17 protein-coding genes and 1 tRNA gene are annotated in these 16,412 nt (G+C 66.1%); 15 read left to right on the forward strand and 3 right to left on the reverse strand.

From position 1 onward, the window contains the following. The first annotated feature begins 5 nt into the window (after positions 1-5). The 4 genes from pth to AC1AZA_RS03960 all read left to right on the forward strand — a co-directional run bounded on the left by pth (position 6) and on the right by AC1AZA_RS03960 (position 5,851). The gene (gene pth, locus AC1AZA_RS03945; protein ID WP_476513429.1) at positions 6-605 is read left to right on the forward strand and encodes an aminoacyl-tRNA hydrolase; all 600 of its coding nucleotides are present in this window, start codon (positions 6-8) and stop codon (positions 603-605) included. Continuing rightward, positions 595-4,212 (forward strand): transcription-repair coupling factor, encoded by a 3,618-nt coding sequence (gene mfd / locus AC1AZA_RS03950; protein WP_476513430.1) that lies wholly within the window; start codon positions 595-597, stop codon positions 4,210-4,212. The genes pth and mfd overlap by 11 nt, the downstream gene beginning before the upstream one ends. A gap of 76 nt (positions 4,213-4,288) precedes the next feature. Continuing rightward, positions 4,289-5,311: an AEC family transporter gene (locus AC1AZA_RS03955; RefSeq protein WP_476513431.1), complete on the forward strand. Its 1,023-nt coding sequence runs from the start codon at positions 4,289-4,291 to the stop codon at positions 5,309-5,311. 9 nt (positions 5,312-5,320) lie between these two features. Beyond that, a complete protein-coding gene (locus AC1AZA_RS03960; RefSeq protein WP_476513432.1) occupies positions 5,321-5,851 on the forward strand; it encodes an N-acetyltransferase family protein in 531 nt (176 codons plus the stop codon). Between the two features lie 87 nt (positions 5,852-5,938). Here AC1AZA_RS03960 and AC1AZA_RS03965 read toward each other — a convergent pair whose 3' ends face one another. From AC1AZA_RS03965 to AC1AZA_RS03975, 3 genes are all read right to left on the reverse strand, one after another. Then, positions 5,939-6,586, reverse strand: coding sequence for an ABC transporter ATP-binding protein (locus AC1AZA_RS03965; protein ID WP_476513504.1), 648 nt, complete (start codon positions 6,584-6,586; stop codon positions 5,939-5,941). A gap of 140 nt (positions 6,587-6,726) precedes the next feature. Then, on the reverse strand, positions 6,727-7,725 hold the full coding sequence (locus AC1AZA_RS03970; RefSeq protein WP_476513433.1) for an ABC transporter substrate-binding protein: 999 nt from the start codon (positions 7,723-7,725) through the stop codon (positions 6,727-6,729). Between the two features lie 125 nt (positions 7,726-7,850). Further along, positions 7,851-8,600, reverse strand: a complete 750-nt coding sequence (locus AC1AZA_RS03975; RefSeq protein WP_476513434.1) for an ABC transporter permease — start codon at positions 8,598-8,600, stop codon at positions 7,851-7,853. Between the two features lie 455 nt (positions 8,601-9,055). Here AC1AZA_RS03975 and eno point away from each other — a divergent pair, with 455 nt between their 5' ends. From eno to AC1AZA_RS04030, 11 genes are all read left to right on the forward strand, one after another. After that, positions 9,056-10,354, forward strand: coding sequence for a phosphopyruvate hydratase (eno, locus tag AC1AZA_RS03980; RefSeq protein WP_476513435.1), 1,299 nt, complete (start codon positions 9,056-9,058; stop codon positions 10,352-10,354). A gap of 123 nt (positions 10,355-10,477) precedes the next feature. Further along, the gene (locus AC1AZA_RS03985) at positions 10,478-11,029 is read left to right on the forward strand and encodes an FtsB family cell division protein (protein WP_476513505.1); all 552 of its coding nucleotides are present in this window, start codon (positions 10,478-10,480) and stop codon (positions 11,027-11,029) included. Continuing rightward, entirely contained in the window at positions 11,026-11,673 is a 648-nt protein-coding gene (locus AC1AZA_RS03990) for a DUF501 domain-containing protein (protein WP_476513436.1), read from the forward strand. Before AC1AZA_RS03985 ends, AC1AZA_RS03990 begins: the two co-directional genes overlap by 4 nt. Beyond that, positions 11,670-12,701, forward strand: coding sequence for a Ppx/GppA phosphatase family protein (locus tag AC1AZA_RS03995; RefSeq protein WP_476513437.1), 1,032 nt, complete (start codon positions 11,670-11,672; stop codon positions 12,699-12,701). Before AC1AZA_RS03990 ends, AC1AZA_RS03995 begins: the two co-directional genes overlap by 4 nt. A gap of 104 nt (positions 12,702-12,805) precedes the next feature. Next, positions 12,806-12,885, forward strand: a tRNA-Leu gene (locus AC1AZA_RS04000). 310 nt (positions 12,886-13,195) lie between these two features. After that, positions 13,196-13,411 carry a hypothetical protein gene (locus AC1AZA_RS04005; protein WP_476513438.1) on the forward strand — a complete coding sequence of 72 codons (216 nt, stop codon included), beginning with the start codon at positions 13,196-13,198 and terminating at the stop codon, positions 13,409-13,411. A gap of 158 nt (positions 13,412-13,569) precedes the next feature. After that, positions 13,570-13,818, forward strand: a complete 249-nt coding sequence (locus AC1AZA_RS04010; RefSeq protein ID WP_476513439.1) for a hypothetical protein — start codon at positions 13,570-13,572, stop codon at positions 13,816-13,818. Then, on the forward strand, positions 13,818-14,156 hold the full coding sequence (locus AC1AZA_RS04015; protein WP_476513440.1) for a type II toxin-antitoxin system HicB family antitoxin: 339 nt from the start codon (positions 13,818-13,820) through the stop codon (positions 14,154-14,156). Before AC1AZA_RS04010 ends, AC1AZA_RS04015 begins: the two co-directional genes overlap by 1 nt. 416 nt (positions 14,157-14,572) lie before the next feature. Next, the gene (locus tag AC1AZA_RS04020; RefSeq protein WP_476513441.1) at positions 14,573-15,166 is read left to right on the forward strand and encodes a cadmium transporter; all 594 of its coding nucleotides are present in this window, start codon (positions 14,573-14,575) and stop codon (positions 15,164-15,166) included. Positions 15,167-15,305: 139 nt separating this feature from the next. Then, entirely contained in the window at positions 15,306-15,716 is a 411-nt protein-coding gene (locus AC1AZA_RS04025; RefSeq protein WP_476513442.1) for an FKBP-type peptidyl-prolyl cis-trans isomerase, read from the forward strand. Between the two features lie 134 nt (positions 15,717-15,850). Further along, on the forward strand, positions 15,851-16,336 hold the full coding sequence (locus AC1AZA_RS04030; protein WP_476513443.1) for a GreA/GreB family elongation factor: 486 nt from the start codon (positions 15,851-15,853) through the stop codon (positions 16,334-16,336). Positions 16,337-16,412 lie beyond the last annotated feature (76 nt).

Genomic DNA, 16,412 nt, shown 5'->3' on the forward strand with positions numbered 1-16,412 from the left:
CGGACATGGCATCTGATTTCTGGCTGATCGTGGGACTGGGCAACCCGGGCGCGAAGTACGAGAACACACGGCACAACATGGGATTCATGACCGCGGACGTGCTGGCCGAACGCTGGTCGGTCGCCTTCGCGGACCACAAGGGACTCGCCAAGCTCGGCAAGGGCGTCATGAACCTCGAGGGGCGCAACGTGAAGTTCTTCCTCGCCAAGCCGCTGACGTACATGAACGACTCCGGCAACGCGGTCGCGTCCATCAGCGCGTACTACCAGATCGAACCGGAGCACATCGTGGTGATCCACGACGACATGGACCTCGACTTCGGGCGCATCAAGGTCAAGGCCGGCGGTTCGGCGGGCGGCCACAACGGCATCAAGTCCATCGACCGTTCGCTCGGCACGCCCAAGTACGCGCGCGTGCGCATGGGCGTCGGCCACGCGGCCCGCGGCCCCCGCGCCCACGACAACACCGTCAACTGGGTGCTCGGCGGCTTCGGTCCAGACCAGCGCAAGCAGCTGCCCGACTTCCTTGCCGACGGTGCCGACGCCGCCGAAACGATCATCTTCGACGGGCTCGCCCACGCGCAGGAGCAGTTCAATGGCCGCTGAACCCGTGCAATCCGCCTCTGTGCAGTCCGCCGCCGGCAAGCCCGCTTCCGGCACGGCCGTCGCCCGCGCGCTCAACACGCCCGTCGGCCACGGCACGCTCGCCGGCGTGCTCGACGGGCTCGAAGCCGACCCGAACTTCAGGGCGCTCGCCGCCGGCGACATCGACGTCCCCGAATCGGACGTGGATCCCACACTCACCGTTGGCGCACCGGAAGGCATCCGTCCCGCGCTCGCCGCAGCCGTGGCCCGTCGCGCCCCGGTCGTGCTCGTGGTCGCCTCCGGGCGTGAGGCCGAGGAAACCGTGAACGCGCTGCGCTCCTGGTACGACGGCGACCCGAACGGCATCGCCCAGCTCGAGGCGTGGGAGACGCTGCCGCACGAACGTCTGAGCCCCCGCGCGGACACGGTGGCCAGCCGCATGGCCGTCTTCCGCAGGCTGAAGCATCCGGACGCAAACAACCCCATGTTCGGCCCCATCCGCATCCTCGTTATGCCCATTCGCTCGCTCATCCAACCGGTGGTGGCGGGCCTCGGGGACGTGGAACCCCTCGTGTTCACGGTAGGCGAGGAACTCGCGCTCGACGAGGCCGCCAAGCGTCTGGTGGAGAACGCCTACACGCGCGCGGATCTGGTGATGGACCGCGGCGAGTTCGCGGTGCGCGGCGGCATCCTCGACGTTTTCCCGCCCACTGCGCCTCATCCGGTGCGCATCGAGTTCTTCGGCGACGAGATCGACTCCATCCGTGAGTTCCATGCCTCCGACCAGCGCACGTACGGCGAGGGGATCAGAACCATCTGGGCCACCCCGTGCCGCGAACTGCAGCTCACCGACGCGATCCGTCAGCGCGCCAAGGCGCTCGTCGGCTCGATCCCCAACGCGGAGGACATGCTCGAATCCATCGCCAACGCCATTCCCGTCGAAGGCATGGAATCCCTGCTGCCTGCGCTCGTGGACCGGCTGGAGCCCGTGGCCGGGATGCTACCCAAACATGCGGTCGTCATGCTGTCCGACCCGGAGAAACTGCGCCGGTCCGCCGAGGATCTGGCCAAGACGGCCAACGAATTCCTTGCCGCCAGCTGGCATGTGGCCGCCTCCGGTCACGGTGCCGGCGCGCCCATCAGCTTCGACGAGGCCAGCTTCCTTGACTATGGCGAGACTGTCTCGCAGCTCTCGTTCAGCGAGCATGACGTGTGGAAGCTCACCGGATTCGGCGTGGACCCGGAGCGCACAGGCCACGTGCAGCTGGCCTGCGAGGCGCCCGAATCGTTCCGCGGCAACGAGGACAGGGCCCACGCGGGCATCGCGGGGCTGGTCGATCAGGGGTACGAGGTGGTCGTCACCGCGGCCGCGCAGGGCACGCTCGCCAGACTCAAGCGTGCGATCAACGAGACGGGCATCGCTTCCGTCACGCCCATCCGCTCGCAGGCCGTCGACGGATTCGTGGACCGCGCCGCCAAGCTCGCCCTCCTGACCGAACGCGACCTGACCGGGCATACGTCCGCCGCCGGCGGGGCCAAGACGCCCAAGCGCCGCCGCAAGGCCATCGACCTCATGGAGCTCAGACCCGGCGACTTCGTGGTGCACGAGCAGCACGGCATCGGCCGGTTCGTCGGCATGCGCCAGCGGACCATCGGCGCGGGGGAGAACCGCACCACGCGCGAATACCTCGTCATCGAATACGCGCCCGCCAAGCGCGGCGCCCCGGCGGACAAGCTGTTCATCCCCACCGACCAGCTCGATCAGGTGAGCAAGTACATCGGCGCGGAGGTGCCCAAGCTCAACAAGCTCGGCGGCTCCGACTGGGCGGCCACCAAGGCCAAGGCCCGCAAGCACGTGCACGAGATAGCCGAGGATCTGGTCAAGCTGTACTCGGCCCGCCAGCGCACGCCCGGCTTCGCGTTCAGCCCGGACACCCCGTGGCAGAAGGAGCTCGAGGACGCCTTCCCGTATCAGGAGACCGCCGACCAGCTCACCACCATCGACGAGGTCAAGGCGGACATGGAGAAGCCCGTGCCCATGGACCGGCTCATCTGCGGCGACGTGGGCTTCGGCAAGACGGAGATCGCCGTGCGCGCCGCGTTCAAGGCGATCCAGGACGGCAAGCAGGTGGCCGTGCTCGTGCCCACCACGCTGCTCGTCCAGCAGCACTACGAGACGTTCACCGAGCGCTACGAGGGCTTTCCCGTGACCGTGGCCGCCATGAGCCGCTTCCAGACGGCCAAGGAGATCAGTCAGACCGAGGAAGGGCTCGCGTCCGGCGGCGTGGACGTGGTGATCGGCACGCACAAGCTGCTCAACCCGCGGATCAAGTTCAAGGATCTGGGGCTGGTGATCATCGACGAGGAGCAGCGCTTCGGCGTGGAGCACAAGGAGACGCTCAAGGCCCTGAGAACTAATGTGGACGTGCTGTCCCTGTCCGCCACGCCGATTCCGCGCACGCTGGAGATGGCGGTGACCGGCATCCGCGAGATGTCCACGCTCGCCACCCCGCCCGAGGACCGCCTGCCCGTGCTCACCTACGTGGGCGCCTACGAGGACGCGCAGGTCACCGCGGCCGTGCGGCGCGAGCTGCTGCGCGGCGGCCAGGTGTTCTACGTGCACAACCGCGTGCAGGACATCTCCAAGGTGGCCGCGAAGATCCACGAGCTCGTGCCGGAGGCGCGCGTGGGCATCGCGCACGGCAAGATGGGCGAGAAGCAGCTCGACCAGATCATCCGCGACTTCTGGCACCGCGACATCGACGTGCTCGTGTGCACCACGATCATCGAGACCGGCTTGGATATCTCCAACGCGAACACGCTGATCGTGGACCATGCCGACCGGTTCGGCCTCTCCCAGCTCCACCAGCTGCGCGGGCGCGTGGGCCGCGGCCGCGAACGCGCGTACGCCTACTTCCTGTACGATCCCGCCAAGCCCATGACCCAGCAGTCGCACGACCGTCTCGCCACCATCGCGCAGAACACGGCGCTCGGTTCCGGCTTCGACGTGGCCATGAAGGACCTGGAGCTCAGGGGCACCGGCAACCTGCTGGGCGACGAGCAGTCCGGACACATCGAGGGCGTCGGCTTCGACCTGTACATCCGCATGGTCTCCGAGGCCGTGGAGCAGTACAAGGAGCCGGAGCGCCGCGAACCGGTGGCCGTGAGCATTGACCTGCCCATCGAGGCGTCCATCCCGGTGGACTACATCGATTCGGACAAGCTGCGTCTCGAGGCGTACCGCAAGCTCGCCGCCGCGCGCACCGAGGAGGACCTCAAGGACCTCGCGGAAGAGCTTACGGACCGCTACGGCAAGCTACCGGAGGAGTTCGAGATGCTGTTCGGCGTGGCCCGGCTGCGCGCCAAGGCCCGCGAACTCGGCATCTCGGAGATCATCGCGCAGGGACGCAACGTGCGCATCGGGCGCATCGACCCGCCCGAATCCATGCAGATGCGCATCAACCGCATCTACAAGGGCGCCCAGTACCGGCCCGTCACGCACACGTACCTCATTCCCGCGCCGTTCGCCGGTTCTCTGGGCTCCGGGCCCATGAGCGGCGAGCAGGTGATGGATTGGACCAGCGACCTGCTCAACGACTTCGCCTGGAAGCCGAAGCCGCGCAAGTAGACGCGCGCCAATAAGGCGTGCGCAAGGCACAGACGGGACGAACGGAAACGGAACGGACAAGGAGGAGGCTTCGTTCATGGGGCAGTTCGGCATCGTGGTGGGCCAGCTCGTGGGGTTTCTCATCATGCTGCTCGTCGGCTACGGGTGCGTGCGTCTCAAGTTCTACGGCACGGTGGCTCTCAACGGCATGTGCTCGCTGCTGGTCAACGTGCTCATTCCCGTGCTGGTGTTCGCTAACGCGGTGGATGGCACCGACCGCGCCGACCTTGAGGCCAACTGGGGCGTGATGCTGCTCACGGCCATGATGTACGGCCTGCTCGCGCTCACGTTCTTCGCTCTGGCGTGGCTGCTGCGCCTCAAGGCCGAACGCGGGCGCATCTTCCAGGCGGCGCTCATCTTCGGCAACGCCGGATTCCTCGGCATTCCGCTCATCATGGCGCTCTTCCCGCAGCAGGGGGCCATCTACGTGGCGCTCATGTCCATCGTCGATCAGTCCATCCTGTGGACGTACGGCGTGTTCCTGTGTGAGCCGATCGAGCGCCCCTCCGGAGCTGTCGGAGCTCTCGGGGCCGCGACGCCCGCGGCATCCGGTGCATCCGTGTCCCGGCCGTCGCTCGCCGCCCGCGTGCTTGGCCTGCTGCGCCGGTTCGTCAACCCCGCGTTCATCGGCATCATGATCGCACTGGCGCTCATCCTGCTCGGTGTGCGCATCCCGCGCATCGTTCTGACGCCGCTGCACACCATCGGCGGCATGGCCACGCCCATGTCGCTCATCTATCTGGGCGGTCTGTTCGCCACCACGCGATGGTGGACCGTGCTCAGGCGCGCGGAACTGTACGTGGGGCTCGTCGCCAAGATGCTGCTGTTCCCGATCGGCCTGTACGCGCTGCTCGCGTGGAGCCCGCTCGCCGCGGTGCTGCCCGTCACGCACGATATGGTCGTCATGATTTCGCTCGTCGCGGGCCTTCCCACCATGACCACCATCGCCATGTTCACCGGCCGTCGCGGCAACATGCCCGAATATGCCACCGGGTTCGTGCTGGTGAGCACGCTGTTTTCGCTGGCGTCGCTCGCCGTGGTGTCGTCCGTGATCCTGTAGCGTGGCCTCATGACCGAAACTTCCGCAACCGAAACCTCTTCCGCCGAAACTTCCGCTCCCGCTCACGCTCATATCCGCCGCGCCGAGGAGCGCGACATCCCCGAACTGCACCGCCTGCTGCGCGAGGTGTTGGAGGTGCATCACGCCGGGCGCCCGGACCTGTTCAGGACCGGTACCGCCAAGTACACCGACCGGGAACTCGTCGCCCTGCTGGGCAGCGAGAACACCCCGGTGTTCGGCATGTTCGCGGACGACGACGCCACGCTGCTCGGCTACGCATTCTGCGCGTTCCAGCGGCATGAGGGCAGCAACATCCTCATTGACGTGCTCACCCTGTACATCGACGACATCTGCGTGGACGAGCCGGCGCGCGGCCGCCACGTGGGCACCGCCCTGTACCGGCACGTGCTCGGCTTTGCCCGCGCGGCCGGATGCCACAACGTCACGCTCAACGTGTGGACGTGCAATCCGGGCGCGCAGGCGTTCTACGAGCGGCTCGGCCTCAAGCCCTACAAGGTTGGCATGGAGCAGCTCCTGTAGCAGATAGCAAATTTGCGGTATTGCGCATCTGAGAGGCCCGAAGAAGGCTCTCAGATGCGCAATACCGCAAATTTGCCAGAATGCGCATCAGCGCAGGGCGTCGCGCAGACGGTCCTCGAGATCGGCATGGTCCGTGGGCCGGCCGTGACGGTCGAGATGCGCCCTGTCGATCGACAGCTCCGTGCGGATCCGCCCGTCCGCCAGCACCAGTGCCCGGTCCGCCAGACGCACGGCCTCGGCCACGTCGTGGGTGACCATGAGCACCGACCATCCGTGCGAGGCGCGCAGGCCTGCGAGCAGATCCTGCATGTCGAGGCGCGTCAGGGCGTCCAGCGCGCCGAACGGCTCGTCGAGCAGCAGCAGCCGCGGCTCGCGCACCAGCGCCCGGGCCAGCGAGACGCGCTGCGCCTGACCGCCGGACAGCTTCGCGGGCCAGTCGTCCGCACGGCCTTCCAGCTGCACGGCCCGCAGCGCGTTCTCCGCCACGCCGCGCAGCCGCTCTCGCGACCCCTTCATGCCGAGCGTGATGTTGCGCCACAGCCGCTCCCACGGTACGAGCCGCGAATCCTGGAAGCCGAACGCCGTGTCTGCAGTCACGTCCGCCGTACCCGAATCGGCCGTGAGCAGTCCGGCGGCGAGGCGCAGCAGCGTGGACTTCCCGGAGCCGGAGCGGCCGGTGAGGCACACGAACTCGCCCGGCGCCACGTCGAAGGAGACGCCGCGCAGCACGGGCATGCCGTCGAAGGCGAGATGCACATCACGGAAGGAGGCTACGGGCGCGTCCTGCGGGATCGACGCGTTCGCGGTGCCCGTGGCGTTGTGATCTGCCATGCCGTCATGCTCCTTGCCGTGGTCGTATTCGCTCACGTGCCTGCTCACTTGGTGCAGTCGATCACGTGCTCGGTCAGGTCCGGCTTGGCCTTGATGAACCCGAAGTCCACGTACTGCTGGGCGATGTCCTCGAGCATCTGGCGGCCCTTGGCGTCCACGGGCAGGATCTCCGGCACATCGAACTTGCGCACCTGGTCCACGATCGCGTCGGAGGCGCCGAAGCGCTTGTACGCCTGGTAGATGAACTCCGGATCCTGCTGCGCGCGGTCGGATTCCTTCACCAGCGCCTGGTACAGCTTCTTGACGATCTCCGGGTGCGCGGTGGCGAACGCCTTGGAGACCATGTGCAGGGACACGTTCTTGGAGTCGTAGTCCTTGCCGGTCACGAGCAGCTTGGCGCCCGGCGTGGCGATGGCGGAGGCGAGGTTCTGGTCGTAGGTGGCCAGCGCGTCGATCTTGCCGGAGGAGAAGGCGGCGGCGAAGTCGGTCTGGCTCAGCTCCACCTTCTCCACGCTGTCGTAGTCGAGCCCGGCGTGCTCGAACGCGGCGCGCACGATGTAGTCGCCGGTGGCGCCCTTCTTGTCGATGCCGATGCGCTTGCCCACCAAATCCTTGAGCGAGTTGACGTTGCTGCCCGGCGCGGCCACGATGCCCTGCGAGTCGCCGTCGTAGTACTCGATGGCGAACGCAACCCACGGGGCGCCCTGCGAGACGAGGTTGATGTAGTGGCCGGTGCCGGTGCTCGAGGCGTCGGCCTTGCCGCTCATCACCACGGTGTAGGCGTCGTCCGGCGGGTTGTACGGGCCGGAGAAGTCCGCCTTGTAGGGTGCCATCGTGTCCTTGAGGAAGGACTCGTCCTTGACGGTGGTCAGGAAGTTCGCGGTGGACAGGTAGGCCACGCGGACGGTGTCCGTGGAGGAGCCGGAGGCGGCGGAACCGGCGTTGGACGAACCGCAGGCGGCGAGGGGCAGCAGCAGCGCGGCGGCGGCGAGGGCCGCGACCGGGCGGAGCCGACGGGAACGAAGCGTGTTGGTGGTGAACATGAGGGAAAACCTTCCGATGGCGTTCCGGCGGCTGCCGGAGCGAAACACTATGGTGAACTGTTGATGAAGAGTTAATGAAGAGTTGGATTGCGGCTCAGCGCACGGCGTGCGGTTCGGCGGCCGGCTCAGCGCACGGCAACCGCGCGGTAGGGCATCGCGGCCCGCTCGAGCAGTCCGACCAGCGCCTCGGAGGCGAGGCCTAGCGCCGCGTAGAGGATCACGCACAGCACCATCTGGTCGGTGCGCGAGAACTGCTGCGCACGCGAGAGGATATAGCCCAGCCCCACCGTGGAATTCACGGTTTCGCAGGTGACCAGTGCAATCCAGGAGACGGTGATGGCAAAGCGCAGGCCGGTCATGAAGCTCGGCAGGGCCCCCGGCAGAAGGATGCGCAGGAACACGGTCCTGCGGTCCATGCGGTAGGCCCGGGCGAGCTCGATGAGCCGGGGATCGATGGCCCGCACGCCGTCGCGCACGTTCACGTAGACCAAGCCGAACACGCCGATCGCGATGAGCACCACCTTCATGGATTCGTCAATGCCGATCCAGATGATGAGCAACGGCGAAAGCGCCGGAAACGGAATGGCCCGCAGCATGTGGACCGGCTTGTCGATCAGCGTGAAACCCAGCCGGGAGGCTCCGGCGACGAGCGCAGCCGGCAGCGCCAGCGCGATGCCCAGCGCCAGACCGGCGCATACGCGGGCGAGGCTCACGCCGACGGACGGCCACAGCAGCCCCTCCTCGGCCAGATCGCCAAGTGCGGAAACCACCTCGCCGGGGGACGGCAACGGCCTGGTTTCGGCGGGGGACAGGGTGGCGAAATACCACCACAGCAACAGTGCGAGCGTCGACAGCCAAGCGGCGATGGCGGCCATTAGGCGCGTCGGAAGGCGGCGTGAGGTCACCCCGACGGACCTGCGCAAAACGGATGGGGCATGCGCGGACGACCGGCCTGCCGAACGGATGGCGACGCGCGATCGCAGAACGCGCATCTGACATTCCCTTCGATAGTGCTAGCTACATCAGGTTCGACGAGTGTGATCTCAGCCCGACCGCCCGCTTGCGCGACGCGACGCCATGACGGCGGCGGACGCATCCAGCATGTTTAAGGTCTCGGTCCGGGCACCCCGTGTCGATTCATATTCTGGCCGCATGGCATGGACAATGCGTCCGGGCGCGCATCCGGCACGCCCGGCAACGGCGTTGCGGCCGCGATGTTCGACAGATGGACGCGCCGGCGTCAAGAAAACGTTAAAACCGCTTGGCAACGTCCATCAATCCCGTTAGTGTAGGTTTCGTAATCACAACATACAGTCTGTAAGGAGCAGTTGTGGCAGCTATTGAAAGCGTGTACGCGCGCCAAATCCTTGATTCCCGTGGAAACCCGACCGTTGAGGTCTACCTCGAGACCGAAGACGGCGCTCAGGGCAAGGGCCTGGTCCCGTCCGGCGCCTCCACCGGTGAGGCCGAGGCTTGGGAGCGTCGCGATGGCGACAAGTCCGTCTACGGCGGCAAGGGCGTTCTCAACGCCGTCAAGGCCGTGAACGAGGAGATCGCCCCGAAGATCATCGGCATGGACGCCTCCGACCAGCGCGCCCTCGACGACCTGATGATCGAGCTGGACGGCACCCCGAACAAGGGCCGTCTGGGCGCCAACGCCATCCTGGGTGTCTCCCTGGCCGCCCTGTACGCCTCCGCCGAGTCCGCCGACCTGCCGCTGTACCGTTACATCGGTGGCACCAACGGCCACATCCTGCCGGTCCCGAACATGAACATCATGAATGGCGGCGCTCACGCCGACTTCGCGACCGATATTCAGGAGTACATGATCTCCCCGTACGGCTTCGACTCCTTCCACGAGGCCCTGCGCGCCGGCGTCGAGGTCTACCACACCCTGAAGAACGTCCTGAAGAAGGAAGGCCTGAACACCGGCCTCGGCGACGAGGGCGGCTTCGCTCCGAAGCTGAAGTCCAACAAGGACTCCCTGAACTACATTGTCGACGCCATCTCCGCCGCCGGCTACGAGCCCGGCAAGCAGATCGGCATCTGCCTCGACGTGGCCTCCTCCGAGTTCTACAACAAGGAGACCGGCCTGTACCACTTCGAGGGTGGCGAGCGTGACGCTCAGTACATGCTCGACTTCTACGAGCAGCTCATCGACGAGTACCCGATCGTCTCCATCGAGGATCCGTACCAAGAAGAGGGCTGGGACGACTGGGCGACCATCACCAAGAAGCTCGGCGACCGCCTGCAGTTCGTCGGCGACGACCTGCTGGTCACCAACCCGAAGCGCCTGCAGAAGGGCATCGATCTGGGCGCCGCCAACTCCCTGCTGGTCAAGCTCAACCAGATCGGTTCCGTCACCGAGACCCTCGACGCCATCGAGCTGGCCACCGCCAACGGCTTCACCTCCATGGTCTCCCACCGTTCCGGCGAGACCCCGGACACCACCATCTCCGACCTCGCGGTTGCCAAGAACACCCGCCAGATCAAGACCGGTGCCCCGGCCCGTGGCGAGCGCGTTGCCAAGTACAACCGCCTGCTCGAGATCGAGGAGGAGCTCGGCTCCACCGCTCAGTACGCCGGCTACAGCGCCTTCAAGGCCTGCAAGAAGTACCTGGCCAAGTGAGCTTGCCGGGCGCCAAGTAAGCGCAGCCGCCGGTAAGGTTCGGCCATAGGGCCGCGATCGATGCCGAACGGCGAACATGCCCGCCGCATTCCCAAGTCGAATGCGGCGGGTATTTTCGTGTCCATGGCGTCTTCAGGCAAGTCTTCAGGCAAAGCATCGCGGTCCCGCATCCCCTCGGGGCCCATCGCGTTTTTCCTGTCCATCATTCTGGTGGTCATTGGCCTGATCCAGCTGGTCTCCACGTTCCACACGTACGCCACCAACCTTGCGGAGCTCAACACGCTGAAGAAGACCGAAGCGGCTCTCATCGCCAAGAATCAGGACCTGCAGAACGACATCGCCCGCTGGTCGGATGACGCCTACGTGGCCGCGCAGGCCCGTGAACGGCTCGGCTTCGTCTTCCCCGGCGAGCAGGCCATCCGCGTGCTGCATCCGGAGGCCGTCGGCGGGGACGCAACGAATACGTCCTCCGGCGAATCGCAGGATTCCAAGGCGGATACGCTGCCGTGGTACAAGGAACTCTCGTACGCGTTCGAACAGGCCGACAAACCTGCGGACGGCACCACAGGCACCGGCAGCGACGGCTCCGGCGCCGCGGCGGGCTCCGCAAACGCTTCGCCGTCCCCGTCCGCCACGCCATCCACCACCGACTCTCCCAAGGACAACAACCAATGACCCCAACCGATCTCGCATTCGTGACCGATCTGGCCGCCGCCAAGCTGGGCGAAGGCGCCAGCGAACGGGACATCGCACTCGTTCAGGCGCAGCTGGGACGTTACCCGCGCGGCATGGTGGCCGTGGGCGCGCGCTGCGTGTGCGGCAACCCGCTCGCCGTGGTGACCCGGCCGCTGCTGCCGGGAGGCATCCCGTTCCCCACCACCTGCTACCTGACCGGGCCGGAGGTCGTCAAGGCCGTGTCCCACGTGGAGGCGAACGGCGAAATGCCCTCCTACACGGCACTGGTGGAGCAGGATGCGGACGTGCATGCGGCCTACGAGCGCGCCCATGAACTGTACCTCGCCTTCCGTCACGCCCTGGCAGAGCGCCTCGGCGACGACGAAAGCCATATCGAAGGCATCAGCGCCGGCGGCATGCCCGTGCGCGTCAAATGCCTGCACGCGCTCGTGGCCCAGTCGCTCGTGATGGGCCCGGGCGTCAATCCCGTCGGCGACCGGGTGCTCGAGCGCATCCGCGGCGAATTCGACCCCACGGTGTGCCGGTGTGCGCTGCGGGCCGGCGACGCGGCGGACGAGGTCGGCCCGGCGGACGGGAAGGCGAACGGGGAAACGAACGATCAGGAAGAAGGACGGAACCAATGACCGAAGGCAACGAACGTGCGGTAACGGTCGCAGGCATCGACTGCGGCACCAATTCGATCCGTCTCAAGATCTCCCGTGTGGACGAGCACGGGTATGTTGACCTGCTCCCGCGCGTGCTGCGCGTGGTGCGGCTCGGTCAGGACGTGGACAAGACGCACCGCTTCGCCGACGACGCGCTGGCCCGCGCCTACGCCGCAGCCGAGGAATTCGCGGGCATGCTGGCCGAGCACCGCGTGGACGGGCTGCGGTTCGTGGCCACGTCCGCCACGCGAGATGCCGCCAACCGCGAGGCGTTCGAGGACCGCATCGAGGATATTCTGGGCGTGCGGCCCGAAGTCATCCCCGGCACCGAGGAGGCGCGGCTGAGCTTCCTCGGGGCGACCAGTGTGCTCGGTCCCGAACAGGACGGCACTCTGCCCGCGCCTCCGTATCTGGTGGTGGACCTCGGCGGCGGTTCCACCGAGCTCGTGCTGGGCGGCGACGGCACCGACGTACCCGTGGACCGTGTCGCCGCGGCGTTCTCCATGAACATCGGCTCCGTGCGCATGACCGAGCGGCATCTGCTGGACGATCCGCCCACGGACGCTCAGATCGCCGAGGCCGTGGCGGACATCGACGAGCACATCGAGGAGGCGTTCCGCACCGTGCCCGCCGAGCGCACCGGCACCATCATCGGCGTATCCGGCACGGTCACCACCATGACCGCCCTGTACATGGGCCTGCCCGAATACGATCACACCGCCGTGGACGGCCGGCGCGTACCCATCGCGGACATCACCGCCGTCAACGACCGCTTCCTGCGCATGACCCGCGCCGACCGTCGCACCTACAGGACCATCCACCCCGGCCGCGTCGACGTGGTGGGCGGCGGCGCACTCGTCTGGAGCCGTGTGCTCGCCAAGGTTGCCGAACGCGCCAACGCGGCCCGCGGCGCCGGCTCGATCGACTCCTACGTGGCCAGCGAGCACGGCCTGCTTGACGGCATCGTGCTCGACTACGGCCGCCGTCTGCTCGCCGAGCGGGCGTAGGCCTGCTCTTGCCTGTCGCACTGTTCGCGGTGCGGCGGCAAACGTGGCATAATGTCCCAAGTATTGATTTGCGCGTCGGTCGTCTGCAGCGACTCGGCGCGTACGCCCCCATGGCGAAATCGGTATACGCAGCTGACTTAAAATCAGCCGCTTCGGCTTGCGGGTTCGAGTCCCGCTGGGGGCACGGTTGGTCTTGTTTTCGCGGAACGCTGGAAAATGGCCGTTCTGCCTTGCGAGAGTAGGGTTGAGCGGCCATTTTTCGTTTGCGCTAATTCCCAATCAAGGATTGGCTGCAGCTGATCACCAGATGGGCGGCCATCGCGGTAACGATCTGGCTGGGCCTGCGTAAGCAGGAGTAGCCAACGGAAGGTTCCGGCTAATCCAAGTAGCCGGAACCTTCCGCCACCAATCCTATCGAATTCCATGCGGAAAAGCCATGAGCAGAAACAGGTCCTTGGGCGTTGCGTGCATGCTGTTCGCGGGATGGGGGCGCTATGGTGACTGAATATCTCGGCGTCAAGCAATTTGCCGAACATCTTGGCATTACCAGCGGCGGGCTGCTCAATCTCAAACTCCCCGAGCCGGACGCCCTCATCGGCTGGACTCGCGGCTGGCTTTCCTCGACGATCGACGAGTGGAACGCCAGCCGTCCCGGCCGGGGCGTCGGCGGCGACCTTCAGTCCTCTCAGGCGCGCAAGCCATGTGATTGATATGCGTAGGGTCCTCGGGCGGGCTGTCTCCAAGACCTCGTGGCTATCTCGGTGCAAGAGAGTGTCACGCGGCGGCAGCCTGCTACCGCTTGGATGCCGGGCATTCCGGACGTTTCTCCCACATTGATATCATGCACTAATATTGATATCATCTAGATATGCCCAGCATCGAGAAGATCGTCGCAGCCATGCGCAACAACCCCAAGGCCGTCCGCTTCGACGACGCATCCAAGGTGTGTGAGCACTACTTCGGCGCCCCGCGCAACAACGGGACGTCGCATCACGTGTACCGCACCCCGTGGCAGGGCGAACCATACGTGAACATCCAGTGCGGGCACGACGGCAACGCCAGGGCCTATCAGGTCCGGCAGATTCTCAAGGCCATCGACAAGAAGGAGGGCAAGTGATGGACGCGAACACCACGATCAACCACTACGCATACCGCGTGCAGTGGTCCAACGAGGACGGGGAATACGTGGGCACCTGCGCCGAATTCCCCGGCCTGAGCTGGCTGGACGAATCGCCGGCGCTCACCCTCAACGGCATCCAGCGGGTCGTGCGGGAAGCCGTTGAGGACATGGAGCGCAACGGCGAGACCATTCCCGAGTCCCTGTCCGACCGCACGTTCTCCGGCCGGTTCGTGGTCCGTATCCCGCCGGAGGACCATCGAAAGCTCGCGTTGGAGGCGGCCGAACAGGGCATCAGCCTCAACCGTCTGGCCACCCACAAACTCACCGCCGTCTGATCGGTGCTGTCGAGCTCCATGACCGGCATGGAGGCTCTGTCTATGGCATCTATGGCGCGTCGTGCGCAGCGCATTGCGACGAACTGCGCTCTCCGGCTCCCGGTGGGCGCCTACGTAGCGCGTACTTTCGATTCGTGTGGTGGTTTTTCGGGGGAGTGCCGGATAGACCCGTTGGCAAATCGGCGTTATGACGGCGGGCTATCCGGCGCATCGGTGAAAAACGACCGCACGAATCGGAAATATGGCTTGCCGAGGAGGCGGCCGAGCCGAAAAGTCGGGGTTTGTGCGTAGTTGCATCGATTGACGCGTCGGCGGGAAGGATGGAACGGCCCGGATTCCGATTGCCCGCGTTTACAAACGGCCCGTATACTGAGCCGCTGTAGCAAACGGGAACGCGCAGCAAGGAGTGCAGGACCATGGCAGCGAAAACCAGCCGATCCGCAGACGTCGAGCCGACGCCGGTTATGAGTGGGGACGAGATCGAAGGCGGTTTGCCGAGCCTGCTGGTGCAGGGCGTCACCGCCGCCGCCATCGCATGCGTGGGGGAGTTCATATGCGCGCCCATCTATGCAGCCATCGCGCATCTGGCGATCGTGCCGTGGGCCATGGTTGCCTGCCTGCTGGCCGTGGCGTACACGTACATCGTCGGGTTTGCACTGCTGTGGGCGGCCGAGTCGCTCTCGCATGGCATCCGCAATCCCAAGGCGGTGCCGTTCGTGTACGGCGGCGTGGGGCTGTTCGGTTTCTGCGCGTGGGGCGTTTTCGTGCTGCCCGCCATCATTGGCACGTTCACCGAGCCGCAGGGTCTGGCGTCCATGAGTGCCGGGCAGATCGCGGCCACAGGCTTCAATTGTGCGGTGATCGGGTTCGTCTCGTTCTTCGTGGCGCGCGTCGTCTACCCGCGTCTGGCCTCGAAGCGTGCCGTCGTATTCTCTCTGGGGGCGCTCACCGTGCTGTTTGCCGCGCTGGGGGTGTTCTTCATCGTGCGCATGTACGGAGTGCTGTACTGACGGGGCGCGCCGGGGAATGTACCGGGAGGGCCGGAGCGGTCGGGCCCGATGCCGTAAGGAAAACGATAGGGACGTTGCGATCGCTGCGGAAAGCCGCTAGGATAGCGCGATATTGAGCAGCGATATCCAAGGAGACAGTATGGCTGATACGAACATGCCGCAGGTCAACGCCGAGTTCGGCGCCACCCCGACAATCGTCTTCCCCTCCGACACCGCTCCCGCCGGCCTCAAGGCCGTCGAAGTGGTTGAGGGCGACGGTCCGATCGTGCGTCGCGGCGACACCGTGACCGTGAACTACCACGGCGTGGTGTGGGGCAAGGACACTCCGTTCGATTCGAGCTTCCAGCGTCACCAGCCGGCCAGCTTCGGCATCGGCGTGGGACAGGTCATCAAGGGCTGGGACCAGACCGTTCCGGGGCATAACGTCGGCTCCCGCCTCGTGGTGTCCATTCCGCCGGAGTACGGCTACGGTTCGCGTGGCGTTCCGCAGGCCGGCATCGGCGGTGGCGACACGCTGGTGTTCGTCATCGACATCATCTCCACGCGCTGACGCCTCAGCGTCACACCCCAAGCGCCGGCCGTCCGCGTGAGGCCGGCGCTTTCGTGCATGTGAAGGCACGGAAAGCACGCAAGCCGCGCGGAAAATTGCAGATCATCGAATCATTGAAGGGACAACCAAGGATCATGGCAGAGGAAGAAAAGACCGTCCTGCTCACGCAGGAAGCGTACGACAAGCTCAAGAAGGAGCTCGAGTGGCGTGAGGGCGACTACCGCAGCGAGATCGCCGAGCGCATCGCCGCGGCCCGTGCCGAGGGCGATCTGTCCGAGAACGGCGGCTATCAGGCCGCGCGCGAGGAGCAGGGCAAGAACGAGGGTCGCGTCAACGAGCTGACCGTCAAGCTGCGCAATGCGAAGATCATGCAGGCGCCCAATGCCGGTACCGTGGGCAACGGTTCCATCGTCACCATCGTGCTCGCCGGCCGTGAGAAGACGTACGTGCTGGGTTCGCGTGACATCGCCGTGGCCACCGACTACGAGGTCATCAGCCCCGAGTCCCCGATCGGCGCCGCCATTCTGGGCGCGCACACCGGCGACGAAGTGTCCTACAAGGCACCCAACGGCCGTGAGATCACGGTGACCGTCAAGGAAGCCAAGCCGTTCGAAGGCTGAGCTCGCAAGGGTCCTAGGCCGCCGCGCGCAAGCGCGGCATCCGGTTCATTGCGGGCATGAACCAAGCAAGAAGGGG

The organism is Bifidobacterium sp. LH_389, from assembly GCF_056357235.1.

What these genes read in the sequence shown, in the direction of transcription:
- mfd (WP_476513430.1), top strand. Translation starts at nt 595, where the DNA reads ATGGCCGCTGAACCCGTGCAATCCGCCTCTGTGCAGTCCGCCGCCGGC.
- AC1AZA_RS03965 (WP_476513504.1), bottom strand. Translation starts at nt 6,586, where the DNA reads ATGCCCGTGCTGCGCGGCGTCTCCTTCGACGTGGCGCCGGGCGAGTTC.
- AC1AZA_RS04015 (WP_476513440.1), top strand. Translation starts at nt 13,818, where the DNA reads ATGGACGCGAACACCACGATCAACCACTACGCATACCGCGTGCAGTGG.
- AC1AZA_RS03985 (WP_476513505.1), top strand. Translation starts at nt 10,478, where the DNA reads ATGGCGTCTTCAGGCAAGTCTTCAGGCAAAGCATCGCGGTCCCGCATC.
- AC1AZA_RS04010 (WP_476513439.1), top strand. Translation starts at nt 13,570, where the DNA reads ATGCCCAGCATCGAGAAGATCGTCGCAGCCATGCGCAACAACCCCAAG.
- AC1AZA_RS03995 (WP_476513437.1), top strand. Translation starts at nt 11,670, where the DNA reads ATGACCGAAGGCAACGAACGTGCGGTAACGGTCGCAGGCATCGACTGC.
- AC1AZA_RS04025 (WP_476513442.1), top strand. Translation starts at nt 15,306, where the DNA reads ATGGCTGATACGAACATGCCGCAGGTCAACGCCGAGTTCGGCGCCACC.
- AC1AZA_RS03960 (WP_476513432.1), top strand. Translation starts at nt 5,321, where the DNA reads ATGACCGAAACTTCCGCAACCGAAACCTCTTCCGCCGAAACTTCCGCT.
- AC1AZA_RS03990 (WP_476513436.1), top strand. Translation starts at nt 11,026, where the DNA reads ATGACCCCAACCGATCTCGCATTCGTGACCGATCTGGCCGCCGCCAAG.
- pth (WP_476513429.1), top strand. Translation starts at nt 6, where the DNA reads ATGGCATCTGATTTCTGGCTGATCGTGGGACTGGGCAACCCGGGCGCG.
- AC1AZA_RS04020 (WP_476513441.1), top strand. Translation starts at nt 14,573, where the DNA reads ATGGCAGCGAAAACCAGCCGATCCGCAGACGTCGAGCCGACGCCGGTT.
- AC1AZA_RS04005 (WP_476513438.1), top strand. Translation starts at nt 13,196, where the DNA reads ATGGTGACTGAATATCTCGGCGTCAAGCAATTTGCCGAACATCTTGGC.
- AC1AZA_RS03955 (WP_476513431.1), top strand. Translation starts at nt 4,289, where the DNA reads ATGGGGCAGTTCGGCATCGTGGTGGGCCAGCTCGTGGGGTTTCTCATC.
- AC1AZA_RS04030 (WP_476513443.1), top strand. Translation starts at nt 15,851, where the DNA reads ATGGCAGAGGAAGAAAAGACCGTCCTGCTCACGCAGGAAGCGTACGAC.
- AC1AZA_RS03970 (WP_476513433.1), bottom strand. Translation starts at nt 7,725, where the DNA reads ATGTTCACCACCAACACGCTTCGTTCCCGTCGGCTCCGCCCGGTCGCG.
- AC1AZA_RS03975 (WP_476513434.1), bottom strand. Translation starts at nt 8,600, where the DNA reads ATGGCCGCCATCGCCGCTTGGCTGTCGACGCTCGCACTGTTGCTGTGG.